This window comes from Psychromonas hadalis ATCC BAA-638 (genome assembly GCF_000420245.1).
GTDB lineage: Bacteria > Pseudomonadota > Gammaproteobacteria > Enterobacterales > Psychromonadaceae > Psychromonas > Psychromonas hadalis.
Map to the genome: position 1 here is coordinate 1 of NZ_ATUO01000091.1, position 15354 is coordinate 15354.

Consider the following 15354-nt stretch of genomic DNA (forward strand, 5'->3'; position numbering starts at 1 on the left):
TCCACTAAGTTACTCATTGAAGATGTAGCACCTAATGTTATCGTTGCAGCACCACCCACTTTGATGGTCATTCCGTCTGTTACACCAGTGACTGATGTACTTGCATCATCACCTTGAACAACATTGTAAGCACTTGCTGTCACACCAGTCTCTGCTGTTTTACTATTGATTGCTTTAGCAATGTCAACGGCAGAGCCAGTATCCGACGCAGGTACATCAATACCATTAATAAGCATTTCACCCGCAGTGCCAGTCGTTGCAGCTGTAACACGGCCACCATTGAGTTCCGCTTTATTTAAGCCTCCATTTAAACCTAATGCATTAGTGGTTACTGATGAAAGAGAAAAGCTGAGCGTCTCACCAGAGTTTGCACCTATTTGTAATGTGATTGTCCCTGAACTTCCATCTAATAATTTCACCCCATTAAACTCTGTCGTACTTGCAATACGATCAAGTTCATTATGTAATTGATCCACCTCTTTTTGAATCGCTTCACGGTTAGATGCTGAATTTGTATCATTCGCTGATTGTACCGATAGTTCGCGCATACGCTGCAGGATGTTGGTCATTTCATTCATCGAGCCCTCTGCCGTTTGTGTCATGGAAATACCATCGTTGGCATTACGTACCGCTTGGTTGATACCACGAATTTGTGATTGCATCCCTGTGGAGATAGCAAGGCCAGCAGCATCATCTTTTGCACTATTGATACGTAAGCCTGAAGATAATCGCTCCATCGCTTCATTTTGCGTGAGCTGACTTTTGTTTAGTTGACGCTGTGCGTTAAGCGACATGATATTTGTATTAATTACCTGAGCCATGATTTACTCCTTTGTTTCTTTTATCCCTTACTTGGGAAAATCGGCAAGTTTTGTACGTTTTGCCGTCAATTTTTACTCTCAGGTTTTATAATGCGATTTACATGCCAACTTTTAATAGGCTGTTTTTTTGTAAAAGAAAAATAGGGGGAATTTGATTGTAAATGTTTAAAAAACAAGCTATTTCAATTAGTTATTAGAGAGGTAGGTATAGATATTGATGATGAGCTTAAAAAGATCTTTTGCAAAAAGAGATCTTCTTTAAATAAGTGAGGTGGCAAATATGATCTTTTATAGTTTTTTAATAGCGGTAAACGAACAATAAGGATCGACTTCAAAATTACTTGCGCTTTTTTTTTCAAAATAACCAGTCATTTCAGGCTTTTTGAAAACAATTTAGCGCAAGTTATTATGTAACGATTCCTAAAAGGGAATTAATAGCGATGATCTGTCAAAAGATCATCATTAAAAATAAACACGTACAACAGAAACAGCAACACAGCCCGGGCGACGTGTATTTTTGATTTCAACGGAGATCTCTTTTTCGATCTCCAAGCCACGTTTAATAGGTGTCACTTTAATTAAACGACTATGCGCACGAATAACACTGCCTGTTTTAACAGGGTAAGGGAAACGTACTTGATTCAAACCATAATTAACGGTCATTTTGGCATCTGGGTAAAGTGGTTTATCTGGATTAACACTGTCAGTTAAACGTGGCAATAATGAGAGTGTTAAAAAACCATGGGCAATAGTGGTTTTAAAGGGCGATTCTTTTGTGGCGCGCTCAATGTCATTGTGTAACCACTGCCTGTCTTCAGTCACCTCCGCAAATTGATCAATACGCTGCTGTGATATGGTTAACCAATCACCCACATGCACCTCTTCACCGATTTGCGTTTGGAGCGTTAAAAATAGCTCTCGTGCTTCGGCTGATAGCTGTATTGGTTTTTGCGCGACATTGATGCTTTTCCCATCTTTTAAGATGGAATACTCTTTCACCCATGAAAGCAGTTGCTCACGATTACTGTGTGCTTTTTTGATAAACAGTGAATAATAATCACGAACAGCTGGAGACATCCACAGGGTAAAGTCTACCGCGTATTTTTCCATGAATTCCGCTTTATATTTATTGATGTCAAATTTTTTCATCTATTGTTCCAGTCTAAAGGGGTAAGACTAACGTCTCACTTCCAAAATACAACTAATACTATTAACGGAAGTGGAACTTCCAAACACGCTATGGTTTATCGGAAGCGGGACTTTAGTCCTGCCTTATCATAAATTAAGCGTTGCATTTATCTCTGTTAATACCTGAGCTGGATTTTCAGCTTGGGTAATTGGACGGCCAATGACTAAATAATCAGCGCCACTGTCCATCGCTTGTTTGGGGGTTTTTACACGGCGCTGATCAGCTACCGGACTACCTTCTGGACGAATACCAGGGGTAACTAATTTAAATCCGTCACCTAATAACGCTTTTAACTCACTTGCTTCATGCGATGAGCAAACAACACCATCAAGTCCAGATGATTTAGTTAATATGGCTAAACGCTTTACCTGCTCAGCGGGTGACAGTTCAATGCCAAGTTCTAACAGATCACTTTTATCCATACTGGTTAACACAGTTACTGCAATTAAGAGGGGGGCTTTGTCACCATAAGGTTCAAGAATGGCTTTAGCAGCTTCCATCATGCGTCGACCGCCACTAGCATGTACATTAACCATCCAAACCCCTAAATCAGCGGCTGCTTTTACCGCTTTAGCAACGGTATTGGGGATGTCATGAAACTTAAGATCCAAGAAAACATCAAAGCCTTTATCAACAATCTGTTTTACAAAGTCTGGGCCAAAATGGGTAAACATCTCTTTGCCAATTTTTAGACGGCAAGTGGTTGGGTCAAGTTGACTGATAAAATCTAATGCTGTTTGTTTGTTATCATAATCTAATGCAATCACTACTTTTGGATCTAACTTGTTCATTATATTTCCTGTTTAATGTAAATAGTGCTGAACTACAAAGAGGTTCGCAGGGCTATTTGGGGGGGACGTGATGCTCCAGCTTTGCCTTGATAACCAAGCAGGACTAAAATCCTACGTCCATATTCGGACGTGATGCTTCAGCTTCGCCTTGATAACCAAGCAGGACTAAAAAAAGGGCTCGCAGAGCTTACTCGCTCCTAGACTGAGCTATCGTCCATATTTATTCACCATCAAGACCTCGTATTGGCTTAATCCTTCCCCAGCTTTTACACGAAGGACATAACCAATGTAGTTTGTTACTTGAATAACCACACTTTTGACAACGATACTGTGGGCGTAATTTTATCTGCTGCGCGACCAATTTTTGTAAAAATGAGAGACTTTCTACCTCACTTGAAGACTCAGAGAGTGTTAAGTGGTAAGTCATCAATTGATTAAACCCTTTCATGGTCGGGTTTTTACGCAATTCTTGTAACATAAAGGCTTGTGCTTTTTCTACACTACGTAGCCTTTCAATTAATTTTGAAAGTAAAATAACACTGCTTGCGCCTGCACCGAGGCTTATAATACGATAAAGGTAGCTAACAAGCTCTTCTTCAATGCCTAATTGTTGATGTAATATCAGTAACTTATCTAGTATGACTTCACTAAAATCAATATCAACTTCAGGGATTTTTTCTAATATCTCTAGCGCTTTCTCAGGTTTATTATAACGCTGATAAAAATCACAAAGTGCTAAACTTGCTTTTATACATGCAGGAAACATAACTAACGCTTTTTTATACAGTGCGACCTGTTTTTTTTCATCATCAGATTGATCCGCCAAACTACAATAGAGGTAAGAGAGCGTACGACGCTTAACCTTGCCTTTGCCTATCTTGTTTAGCATCTCGGTAACACTCACGGCATCAGCCCACTCTTTTAATTGTTGATAGATACTCAGCAAGTTTTCAAGGGCAACCTGTTTATATTCAGGCGAGTCTTTGAGTTGGATAAATATCTTTTCGCTACGATCAAACAATCCCGCTTGATAAAAGTCTTTTCCCAATTGCAATAGTGCTAAATCACGTTGCTCACGCGTTAACGAGGGACGTGCAATTAAGTTTTGATGGATACGAATAGATCGCTCTACTTCGCCACGCTGACGAAATAGGTTACCTAAAGCAAGGTGTGTTTCAATGGTTTCATTATCAACTTCTAGCAGTGCGATAAAATGATCTACTGCTTTATCAGGTTGATCACTGAGTAGGAAGTTAAGCCCTTTGACATAATCACGACTTAATTTATTTTCTTTTTTCTGATTTTTTTGATGCACACTGCGCACACCCATATACCAACCATAGAAGGCGGCAACAGGCAGTAGGAGGAAGAATATCTCTTGCACTAGGGGTTAGTCTTTTTCATGGGTCGTTGATAATTGGTTTAATGCTTTACGCTGCTTTTTATTGAGTTTACGAAGGTGACGGTTTTTCATGGTGAGGCGTAGATAAAAAAGAGTACCAAAGCAACCTGAAACAATAAAACCAAATAGGAAGTTAATTGCCAGTAGCGTTGATAGACGCATTTCACTTTGCGCAACAAGGTAATTAATGTTCACCGTTTGCTGGTTTTTTAAACCTAATACAATCGCAATAGCAAATAATAGAACAATAACAATAAGTGTCAGAAAACGTTTCATGCTCAGCCTCATTTCAAATGAGTGATTAGTGTATTATAAATAGGAATTTTAAACAAAAAAAATGGCGCTTTAAAGCACCATTTTTATTTTGTTTACACATTCGGCATGAACTTTATTTTGTTCATGCTCTATGCATTAACAGCATTAACTCGCTCTCTCAACTCTTTGCCTGGTTTAAAGTGTGGTACATGCTTGCCACCTAATTCGACTTTATCTCCTGTTTTAGGATTACGTCCAATACGTGGAGCACGATAGTGTAATGAGAAACTACCAAAACCACGAACTTCAATGCGCTCACCTTGAGCCATTGAATCCGTCATCAATTGTAACGTCTCTTTAACGCTATCTTCAACCTCTTTAATCGACAATTGAAAGTGCTTGCTGGTTAGTCTTTCAATCAAATCAGACTTAGTCATAACTTACCTCGTTTTCATAAATGAATGCAGTAAACTGACACCAGATAATTTAAAAGTGGCCGTTACCGACCCCTCTTTAATTATTTGCCTTTAGCTGCATTAAATGCGTCAAGCATTGCATTACCCATGCTTGCTTCATCTTGATCTTTCAAGCTATCAATTGCTTCTTTCTCTTCAGCTTCATCTTTCGCTTTAATAGAAAGGCTAATTACGCGGTTCTTACGATCAACACCAACGAATTTAGCTTCAACACTGTCGCCAGCTTTAAGTACAGTAGATGCATCTTCGATACGGTCACGTGAAATATCAGCAACGCGGATATAACCTTCAACGCTATCAGCAAGTGTTACCACAGCACCTTTAGCATCAGATTCTAAGATAGTACCTACAACAATAGACCCTTTCTTATTTTCTGCTAAGTAATTATTGAATGGGTCAGCTGCAATTTGCTTGATGCCTAGAGAGATACGTTCGCGCTCTGGGTCAACTTGTAGTACAACAGCTTCGATTTCGTCGCCTTTTTTGTACTCTTGAACTGCTTTATCACCTTCAACATCCCAGCTAATATCAGAAAGATGTACTAGACCGTCGATGTTACCGTCAAGACCGATGAAGATACCAAAGTCTGTAATAGACTTGATTTTACCAGTTACTTTCTGGCCTTTATCGTGTGTTGAAGAGAACTCTTCCCACGGGTTAGCTTTACACTGTTTAAGACCTAGAGAGATACGACGACGTTCTTCGTCGATGTCTAGCACCATCACTTCAGCCATGTCACCTAATTGAACAACTTTAGATGGGTGGATGTTTTTGTTAGTCCAATCCATTTCAGAAACGTGAACAAGACCTTCAACGCCCTCTTCAATTTCTACGAAACAACCGTAATCAGTTAAGTTAGTAACTTTACCAGTTAAACGCGTTGATTCAGGGTAACGCTTAGCGATTGCTACCCATGGATCTTCACCAAGTTGCTTAAGACCTAGAGAAACACGCGTGCGCTCACGATCGTACTTAAGAACTTTAACGTTGATTTCATCACCAACATTTACGATTTCGCTTGGGTGCTTAACGCGTTTCCAAGCCATATCTGTAATATGTAATAGACCGTCAACACCACCTAGATCTACGAATGCGCCGTAGTCAGTTAGGTTTTTAACGATACCTTTAACGTCTTGACCTTCTTGAAGGTTCTCAAGTAGCTCTTCACGTTCAGCACTGTTTTCAGTTTCAATAACAGCACGACGAGATACAACAACGTTGTTACGTTTTTGATCAAGTTTGATCACTTTGAATTCAATATCTTTGTTTTCAAGGTGAGCAGTGTCACGTACAGGACGTACGTCAACTAATGAACCAGGTAGGAAAGCACGGATACCGTTTAATTCAACAGTGAAACCACCTTTAACTTTACCGTTGATAACACCGATAACAGTTTCTTGGTCTTCGTATGCTTTCTCAAGCTGGATCCAAGCTTCGTGACGTTTCGCTTTTTCACGAGAAAGTTTAGTTTCACCGAAACCGTCCTCTACCGCGTCTAACGCTACATCTACAACATCGCCGATAGCAACTTCAAGCTCGCCTGCTGCGTTCTTAAATTCAGCAATATCGATAGCAGCTTCAGATTTAAGACCTGCATCAACGAATACTAGGTTGTTACGAATTCCAACAATTGTACCTTTAACAATTGTACCGGGGCGAGTTTCTACCTGTTGAAGAGATTCTTCAAATAGTTCAGCAAAAGATTCCATCATCTATTTATTCACACTTATTTTATACAACCCATCACAATCCATTCGCGAGGGAGGCAAGAAAAATTATCATTTCATCCATGAAACGATATATAAAAACAGTAAATTATTTTACTGTTAAATTGAGTTTAAGAGCAACTACATCAAGGACTTGATTTACAACTTCATCAATAGTTAATGAGGTTGAGTCGATCTCAAGGGCATCGTTTGCAGGCCGTAATGGCGCAACAGTACGATTTCTATCTCGGTAATCACGATCTTTTATTTCGCTTAAAATTTGCGCGATGTTAACATCAAATCCTTTATTTTGCAACTGATTAAAGCGCCGTTGAGCGCGTTCCTCTGCACTGGCATCTAAAAATATTTTAACCGGTGCGTCAGGAAACACTACGGTGCCCATATCTCGGCCATCGGCAATCAACCCAGGCGCTTGAAAAAATGCTTTTTGGCGCGCAAGCAATGCATCACGCACCACCTGAATTGAAGCCACTTTAGAGGCTGCTTGCGCAACCGTTTCAGTGCGCAACTTATCGCCGACATTTTCACCATTTAATAACGTGTCAACACCAATACCGTTGGAGATAAATGCAACATTTAAGTTGATCGCCAATGCAGCTAACGATTTTTCATCTTCAAGTGCGATATTTTTTTGCAGGGCCGCATACGCTAATATGCGATATAACGCGCCACTGTCTAATAAGTTCCACCCCAGTTTACTGGCTAAAATATGGCAAACTGTGCCTTTTCCTGAGCCACTTGGGCCATCAATGGTAATTAAGTTCATGTTATCCTCTAATCAATCTCGTCCATAAATGCTTCAAGATCTTGTTCATCTTGATAAGCTTTTTGTAACTCTTTTTCGTCCATAAACAGGTTCATATCTTCGCTGTTTTGGTAAAACTTAAATGCTTCATACTGCATATAAGCTTCTTTCACAAAAATATAAGAGTCCAGTGCTTGTTCTAATAGCTTCTCTTGCCCTAATACCGCTTCTCGCTTATCTAAACCATCGATCCCCCACAGTGTCGTGCTTTGCCAAAAAGTGAGGTAACTCATGGGAAAATAGAGACCATCGACAAAGCTACCCACTACCTTTCTTACGCTACGTGGTCCAAGTACTGGCACCATTAAATAGGGTCCATGCGGCACATTCCAGCGGCCTAATACATTACTAAAAGATTCCCGACGGCGTTCAATTCCCGCTTTTTTGGCAAGGTCTAAAAAACCTAACAAACCAAAGGTTGAGTTGATAGAAAAACGCAATAGTGCATCTGCTGATCGTGAAAACTCCAGCTGAATCAAATTATTAACAACCGTTGAGGGTTCATCAAAATTTAAAACAAAGTTATTTATTGCTGTCCGCCCGCCATCAGACACCCACTCCACATAATTTTCTGTCACAGGTTTGTATATATAGGCATCCAGTACAAGGTAGTTAAAATCCCATATCACGCGGTTGATCGGTTCAATGGGGTCGCTCATATGGGTTTGGTATTCATAATCACCATTAATGGTTTGCGCGCCAACCATTAATGGTAAATCAAACAATAACAGCGATAAAAGTAGAACTCCTTTTCTCATTATTTTTCCTGGCTCTCTCTTTATAGTGGTTCGCTAATGATAATGTTAACCGGTGTGGTTTGCCCCGCTTTTATCACATCACTCACGCCTTGCCAATCACCCGATTTATTCATCACATCACCACTCTTAGAGAGGCGTGCTTTAATAATAAATTCACTGTGATCACTCAATTTCATTCCTTGCATCATCGCGTTGGCATCTGAAAGTTGTGTTGTGATCGGTAAGTTAGTCAGCGTTAATTTGATCGCTGCAATGGGCATTTTAGGGCCAGAAACAGCTTGTGCATAAACAATAATAAAACCTGACTCAGGAATAACAACGTTATTTGCAACGCTGATATTAACACTGTAGATCGGCGCGCCCACTTCGTCGGTGGTCGCAATTTCAACTTGTGGTTGTATTTCTCCTGCTTCAATACCCTGTTCTTGCATCTGTTTTTTGGCATAACTAATACTGCCATGTAACATCTGAGCTTGCTCAGAATCGACCTCGACCAATGTTAACATCTGCTTCCAACGTGTTATTGCTGCATTATAGTCTTGCTTTTCAAGCGCCATAAAAGCATACATCGACCAAGCTTGTAATTCTGTTGGGTTATCTTTGAGCAGATCAGCAAGCATTAACTCAGCTTGTTGCTGCGAATATTCATCACCTCTTTGCATTTTTAGTTGTGCATACACAAGACGAATATCCACGGAATCAGGTTTTAAATGATAAGCTTTTTTTATTGCATCTAATGCTAAATCTGCATCTTTAAATACCATGCCTAAACGGCTATATAAAAGCCAACCTTTCGCATCTGAGGGATCGCTGGCAAGATGGGTACGCAACCCTAACATGATGTCACGTAATTCTTGCTCTGTGGGACGTGATTCACTATCACTAAAAAGTTTATCTTGTAAAGCAGGATAACGCTGCAACGTATTTTCCCAATTACTTATCTCTTGATAAGAACCCACTGACCAATACATCGCCACCGAGCCAAAAATCAATACCAACAATCCTGGTAACCATAACCAGCGCTGCTTATTATTGGTGGCAACTATTTTTTCATCACTAATATCATCTAATAAGTTATGTTGTAACTCAGAAATTATTTTATCTTTATCAATTAATAAGCCTTGCGTATCATCAGATTCAAGCTCTGCGATGCGCACATCATAAAGCGCACGATTCAGTGTATTACGGCTGTTATTACTGCCTGTTTTTTCGCGGTTTTTATTGTTTAAAAAAGGCATCATAAACAGTGCAGATGCGATAATAAGCAACAAAGTGGCACCTAGCCAGAATTGTACAATCATTACTTATCTCCTTGTTTTAGAATTTTTTTCAAGCGTTTCTCTTCGTTATCATCAAGTTCATCTTCTGTTTTACTTTTGTTTTTTGCCTGTTTAAAGAGCACTAAGAAACCAAACAGAATAAACAACAAAGGTCCTAACCATAAGAAGATAGTGGCAGGCGTTATCGGTGGGTCGTAACGCACAAAGTTACCAAATCGTGCGACCATGTAATCAACCACTTCATCCTTGGTTTTACCCTGTTTTACCAATTCATAGGTTTTATTACGCAGATCTTTAGCAAGCTCGGCATTAGAGTCAGAGATACTTTGATTTTGACATTTAGGGCAACGTAAGACTTTGGTTAAGTCATGGAAAACTTGCTCCTGCTCGATAGTGTCAAATTCAAAGGTATCAATGGCACTAAAAACAGCAGGACTAAAAAAAGTGCAGAGCAGTAAAAGTAGCGATAAGGTTACCTTTTTCATCTTATTGCATCCCATTAAAGAGCGCTTTTAGCTCCTCATTCCAAAGTCGTGCGTTGAGATCACCCACATGGCGATATTGAATAATGCCTTTGCTGTCGATAAAGTAGGTTTCAGGCGCACCATAAACACCCAAATCCATGCCTAACATACCGTCTTTATCAAACAGGCTTATTTTGTAAGGATCTTTAAGATCGGTTAACCAACGGATCGCTTTTTTACGATCGTCTTTATAGTTCATACCCACAATATAGATATCTTGAGCAGCAAGTTTATTAAGAAACTTATGCTCAGCATAACAAGTAGGACACCACGTAGCCCACACGTTAAGCAACATCTTTTTCCCTTTAAAAATAGAGGCATCATGTTGCTTGTTTTCATCATAGATATCTTGCAGGATAAACTCAGGCACTGCTTTGCCAATTAATGCAGAATCAAGTTTACGCGGATCACTGTATAAGCCTTTAAAAAGGAAGATACAGACCACAAAAAACAGTAATAACGGTACTGATAGCGTTAACATTTTACGTGTATTAGCCATTTTATGCTTCCTCCTCATCTACTTTTTTAACACGGTAGCGTCGGTCTAACATCATTAATATTCCCGCAAAGCCCATCATTAATGGCCCAAACCAGATCCAACGAATAAACGGTTTATAATAGATACGCACCGCCCAGCCACCATCGGGTAACATCTCACCCATTGCAATATAAAGGTCACGCGTCACACCTGCGTCAATTGCAGCCTCTGTCATCGGCATACGTTGCACGGTGTAAATACGTTTTTCTGGTTTCATAGTGGTGACGTATTGGCCATCTTTTTTGATGGTAAATACCCCCACACTGCCAGTATAATTTTTACCTTGCAATGCCTCAACCGCATCAAAGTGGAAGTCATAATGTTCAAAACGAATGCTTTCACCAATATGCAATTTTACATCACGCTCAATCGAATAGTTTTGGGTCATGGTGATACCGATGATCATCACAGCAAAACCTGCATGACCAACACTCATCGCCCAGTGGCTATAACCCAACTTTGTTAATCCTTTAAGTAATGAAAAGCGGTGTGTGGCGCGTAGATAAAGCTCATAACAGGTACAACTTAATACCCAGAACCCTAAAAATACGCCCATCAATGCAAGCCATGTAAAGTGTGAAGCAAAGCTATACAGAAATAGCAGAGTGATAACAGTGGCGATAATTAATGAATGTAATAATGGTTTAAATAGTTCATTAATGCTTTGGCGTTTCCAGCGTACAAAAGGTGCGACACCTAAGAAAAGAGCAAAAGGTACAACCAAGATACTAAACATGCTGTTAAAGAACGGTTCACCAATAGAGATACTGCCTAAGCCAATCTCTTTATGTACTAGTGGTAACAACGTTCCTAATAGCACCACAATCAGTGCAGCAATCAATAATATATTATTGCTAAGCAACATGGTTTCACGTGAGAATAATCGGTAACGCCCACGACTTTTTACTTTTGATGCTTGCACAGCATAAAGTAGCAGAGAACCACCAATAACAAGAATTAAGAACGCAAGAATAAACAGACCACGCTCAGGATCACTGGCAAAAGCATGCACTGAGACTAATATGCCTGAACGTACGAGGAATGTGCCTAATAAGCTTAATGAGAAAGCACTGATCGCAAGTAATACCGTCCACGATTTAAACACCCCTCGTTTTTCACTAACCGCTAAAGAATGAATCAAGGCGGTGCCTGCAATCCAAGGCATAAATGATGCATTTTCAACAGGATCCCAGAACCACCAACCACCCCAGCCTAATTCATAATAAGCCCACCAACTGCCCAGTGCGATACCGATCGTTAGAAATACCCAAGCAGCCATTGTCCACGGACGTGACCATTTTGCCCAAGCACTGTCTAAACGCCCTTCCATTAAGGCCGCAATTGCAAAAGCAAATGCCACAGAGAAACCAACATAACCCATATAAAGCATAGGAGGGTGTAATATCAAACCAATGTCTTGCAACAGAGGGTTTAAATCTCGCCCGTCCACAGGAAAGTAGGGTAATGTACGCAAAAATGGATTTGAGGTTAACAGTACAAACAGGTAAAACCCGACTGACAATAAACCTAAGACTGCAAGTACGCGTGCAATAGACTCAACAGGTAAGCGTTTACTCATGACTGCAACCGCACAACTCCACAATGCAAGCAGTAATACCCACAAGAGCAACGATCCTTCATGTGCCCCCCAAACCGCAGATAAACGGTAGTACCAAGGTAAAGCACTATTTGAGTTGGTGGCAATATAAGTAACGGTAAAATCATTCGCTAAAAAGAGATAACTCAAAATAACAAATGATAAACTGACAAAAACAAATTGCAGAATAGTGAGCATTTTAGCCGATTCAATGGCATTTTGCTGACGAGCATAAATACCATATAAAGGATAAACCGTTTGTAACAGCGCGAACATACACGCAATAGCCAGTGTAAATTGACCAATTTCAGCAAGCATTAATTTATCCTCTACTTCTTATTTTTTTTTAAATGATCCATGCCTTCCAGTGCTTTTGCAACTTCTGGTGGCATATACTCTTCATCGTGTTTAGCAAGCACTTCAAACGCATTGATCTCTGTGGCCGTTAGTAGTTCACCTTGTGCAACAATACCTTGTCCTTCACGGAACAGATCTGGCAATATTCCATCAAAGTAAACGGTAACAATACCGCCACCATTATCAATCAGATCAAAGCTCACTTGTAAGCTTTCTGGATCTCGTTTTACCGAACCATTAAGTACCATGCCACCAATACGTAATCGCTGACCAATGACAGGCTTAACACCCGTCTCATTTTTGCCATTAATGATCTCGCTTGGTGTATAAAAAAGATCGATATTTTGTTGTAGTGCAAATAACACTAAACCGACAGAAAGTGATAAACCGACCACCAGTGCAGAGGTGATTAATAAACGTTTTTTTCGTCTTGGGTTCATAACGTACCCTCCCTATTTTGTGCTTTTTTAATGCGCTGCTCACGAGATAAGCGATGCTCAACAACTTTCATTATTTTATTTTTTTTACTCAAAGTATTAATGATTAAAACCGCTAATGCAAAAAAAGTTAATCCGTAAGATAACCATACATAGAATCCATAGCCACCCATTGCAAAAAAATCACTGATTGAATCAAATGCCATGTTATTTTTCTCCTGCTAATTTTTCTGTCACCATGGCGGTCACCCAAGGACGATGGCTTTCACGTGCTAATATTTCATTACGAAAACGCATTAAAGTCAAAACACCAAGAAAGGCACCAAAACCAACAATCATAATCACCAAAGGCCATAACATTTCTGGTGGCATGGAAGGTTTATCAAATTTCATAATCGTTGCACCTTGGTGAAGGGTATTCCACCAAACAACAGAGTAATGGATGATGGGTAAATTAATCACACCAACCAAGGTTAAAATAGAAGCAGCTCGTCCTGCTAACACTTTATCTGAAAAAGCGTTATGCAAAGCGATAATACCCAAATAAACAAATAACAGGATCAGCTCAGAAGTTAAACGCGCATCCCAAACCCACCATGCTCCCCACATAGGTTTTCCCCATGCAGCACCGGTTACTAAGGCAATAAAGGTGAATACCGCACCAATAGGTGCAATCGCAGCAACATTCATCTCCGCCAAACGAATTTGCCAAACCAATGCAACAAAGGCTGCAATTGCCATGGTTGAATAAGCAGCCATCGCCATCATAGCAGCAGGTACATGAATATAGATGATACGAAAGCTGTCACCCTGCTGGTAATCCGCCGGTGCAAACAATAATCCCCAGACTAATCCAACGACAAAGGTAACGACTGTCAGCACAATAAACCAAGGTAAAAACTTCCCTGCTAGCTGATAACTTTTTTCAGGCTTTGCATAGGGGTGTAACCATTTCCACATAATAAAAAACTCTCTGTCTGTCTAAATAAAAATAAGATCAGCTTACACTCACTCGTAGCGAAGCGGCAATTGCAAAAGGGGCTAAGGTAATTGATGTCACTAACATTGCACCTAACAGTGCCAGTAATCCAAGGTAGGATTGTCCATAAGCGGCGGCATCAATCGCCATGGTTGAAAATATTAAAATAGGAATACTCAGTGGCAACATAATTAAACTCAGTAATATCCCGCCTTTACGAAGCCCTACTGTTAATGCAACCCCAATAGCACCCAATAAACTCAAAATAGGGGTGCCAATTAATAAGGTCAAAAACAATGCAAAGTAAGTGTTTACATCCATCGCTAAGAAAGTCGCTAACAAAGGAGAAACAAACAAAATAGGTAAACCAGTTAATAACCAGTGAGCAAACACTTTTGCGCTAACAAGCCAAGCAAGAGGGTGTGGCATCAACATCAATTGCTCAAGCGAACCATCAATAAAATCATCTTTGAAAAGGCGTTCAAAAGACAAAAGTGCAGCTAGTAAAGCGGCAACCCAAATAATACCGGGCGCAATGCGTGCAAGTAAAATAGGATCTGTGCCAATACCCAATGGAAAAAGAGTGACCACGATAATAAAAAACCACACAGGATTTAATATGTCACTTTGACGACGAAAAGCGCCCTTTAACTCTTTACTAACAACTTGCCAGAAAACATTAAACATAAAAATCATCCATCGGTTTTTTAAGGGTGATTTTAGAAAGCAGTTCAGAGCCAATCGATAAATCTTGATGGCTAGTTAATAATACGATGCCACCTTTTGACGCATGTTGTACAAAAAGATTTTCTAAGACGTTGACACCAGACTTGTCGATGGCAGTAAAAGGTTCATCCAACACCCATAATGGGCAGTCATTTAGCCATAAACGCGCCAACGCAACACGACGCTGTTGCCCAGCAGAGAGTTGTCCTGCAACAAGCTCTTCATAACCTGCAAGACCGACTTTAGCAAGCACCTCCCAAAGGTCAACACCTGCATAACTAGGTTGCATTTTTTGAAAAAACTGCAGATTTTCAAGCACCGTTAACTCAGGTTTGATACCTGTTTTATGCCCTAGATAGAGGAGTTGCTGATAAAAATATTCACGCTCAGCAAGGATTGCTTTATCTTGCCAATAAATAGTGCCGTCATAGGGAGTAGATAAACCAACAATTAAACGAAAAAGACTGGTTTTCCCGACACCATTAGGCCCTTCAACTTGCACTATTTCACCAGAACTGGCAGTAAAGCTGAGATCTTTAAATAAGATCCGATCCTCTCGGACACAAGTTAGTTTTTCACAACGAAGCATCAACACAACCTAATACCAATTACAGTAAATAGCTAATCTATTTTACTGGTTAAAATAACTCACTTCTGCGTTGTAAGTTTTGTAAAGGGAACAACCATTTACG

General features: G+C 40.0%; 18 protein-coding genes. All 18 read right to left on the reverse strand.

Annotated features, from left to right (window positions below; genetic code table 11):
* Positions 1–821, reverse strand: an 821-nt coding sequence (locus G322_RS0111905; RefSeq protein WP_022941997.1) for a flagellin N-terminal helical domain-containing protein, incomplete at its 3' end; no start/stop codon positions are given.
* 462 nt (positions 822–1283) lie between these two features.
* Entirely contained in the window at positions 1284–1970 is a 687-nt protein-coding gene (locus G322_RS0111910) for a MaoC family dehydratase (protein ID WP_022941998.1), read from the reverse strand.
* A 126-nt stretch (positions 1971–2096) separates the two neighbouring features.
* The gene (pyrF, locus tag G322_RS0111915; RefSeq protein ID WP_022941999.1) at positions 2097–2801 is read right to left on the reverse strand and encodes an orotidine-5'-phosphate decarboxylase; all 705 of its coding nucleotides are present in this window, start codon (positions 2799–2801) and stop codon (positions 2097–2099) included.
* A gap of 220 nt (positions 2802–3021) precedes the next feature.
* Positions 3022–4185, reverse strand: coding sequence for a lipopolysaccharide assembly protein LapB (gene lapB, locus G322_RS0111920; RefSeq protein WP_022942000.1), 1164 nt, complete (start codon positions 4183–4185; stop codon positions 3022–3024).
* Between the two features lie 6 nt (positions 4186–4191).
* A complete protein-coding gene (locus G322_RS0111925) occupies positions 4192–4479 on the reverse strand; it encodes a LapA family protein (protein WP_022942001.1) in 288 nt (95 codons plus the stop codon).
* 128 nt (positions 4480–4607) lie between these two features.
* Positions 4608–4895, reverse strand: coding sequence for an integration host factor subunit beta (ihfB, locus tag G322_RS0111930; RefSeq protein WP_022942002.1), 288 nt, complete (start codon positions 4893–4895; stop codon positions 4608–4610).
* A gap of 80 nt (positions 4896–4975) precedes the next feature.
* Entirely contained in the window at positions 4976–6646 is a 1671-nt protein-coding gene (gene rpsA / locus G322_RS0111935; RefSeq protein ID WP_022942003.1) for a 30S ribosomal protein S1, read from the reverse strand.
* 103 nt (positions 6647–6749) lie between these two features.
* The gene (cmk, locus tag G322_RS0111940; protein WP_022942004.1) at positions 6750–7427 is read right to left on the reverse strand and encodes a (d)CMP kinase; all 678 of its coding nucleotides are present in this window, start codon (positions 7425–7427) and stop codon (positions 6750–6752) included.
* Between the two features lie 8 nt (positions 7428–7435).
* A complete protein-coding gene (locus G322_RS0111945; RefSeq protein WP_022942005.1) occupies positions 7436–8224 on the reverse strand; it encodes an MlaA family lipoprotein in 789 nt (262 codons plus the stop codon).
* A gap of 20 nt (positions 8225–8244) precedes the next feature.
* Positions 8245–9525, reverse strand: coding sequence for a c-type cytochrome biogenesis protein CcmI (ccmI, locus tag G322_RS0111950; protein WP_022942006.1), 1281 nt, complete (start codon positions 9523–9525; stop codon positions 8245–8247).
* The gene (locus G322_RS0111955) at positions 9525–9989 is read right to left on the reverse strand and encodes a cytochrome c-type biogenesis protein (protein WP_022942007.1); all 465 of its coding nucleotides are present in this window, start codon (positions 9987–9989) and stop codon (positions 9525–9527) included. The genes ccmI and G322_RS0111955 overlap by 1 nt, the downstream gene beginning before the upstream one ends.
* A gap of 1 nt (position 9990) precedes the next feature.
* Positions 9991–10527 (reverse strand): DsbE family thiol:disulfide interchange protein, encoded by a 537-nt coding sequence (locus tag G322_RS0111960; RefSeq protein WP_022942008.1) that lies wholly within the window; start codon positions 10525–10527, stop codon positions 9991–9993.
* A gap of 1 nt (position 10528) precedes the next feature.
* Positions 10529–12481, reverse strand: coding sequence for a heme lyase CcmF/NrfE family subunit (locus G322_RS0111965; protein ID WP_022942009.1), 1953 nt, complete (start codon positions 12479–12481; stop codon positions 10529–10531).
* 11 nt (positions 12482–12492) lie between these two features.
* On the reverse strand, positions 12493–12960 hold the full coding sequence (ccmE, locus tag G322_RS0111970; protein WP_022942010.1) for a cytochrome c maturation protein CcmE: 468 nt from the start codon (positions 12958–12960) through the stop codon (positions 12493–12495).
* Positions 12957–13163 (reverse strand): heme exporter protein CcmD, encoded by a 207-nt coding sequence (gene ccmD / locus G322_RS0111975; protein WP_022942011.1) that lies wholly within the window; start codon positions 13161–13163, stop codon positions 12957–12959. Before ccmD ends, ccmE begins: the two co-directional genes overlap by 4 nt.
* Before the next feature lies 1 nt (position 13164).
* Complete coding sequence (locus G322_RS0111980) at positions 13165–13917, reverse strand: heme ABC transporter permease (protein WP_022942012.1); 753 nt, start codon at positions 13915–13917, stop codon at positions 13165–13167.
* Between the two features lie 37 nt (positions 13918–13954).
* Positions 13955–14623, reverse strand: a complete 669-nt coding sequence (ccmB, locus tag G322_RS0111985; RefSeq protein ID WP_022942013.1) for a heme exporter protein CcmB — start codon at positions 14621–14623, stop codon at positions 13955–13957.
* Positions 14616–15251, reverse strand: a complete 636-nt coding sequence (gene ccmA, locus G322_RS0111990) for a cytochrome c biogenesis heme-transporting ATPase CcmA (protein WP_022942014.1) — start codon at positions 15249–15251, stop codon at positions 14616–14618. Before ccmA ends, ccmB begins: the two co-directional genes overlap by 8 nt.
* Positions 15252–15354 lie beyond the last annotated feature (103 nt).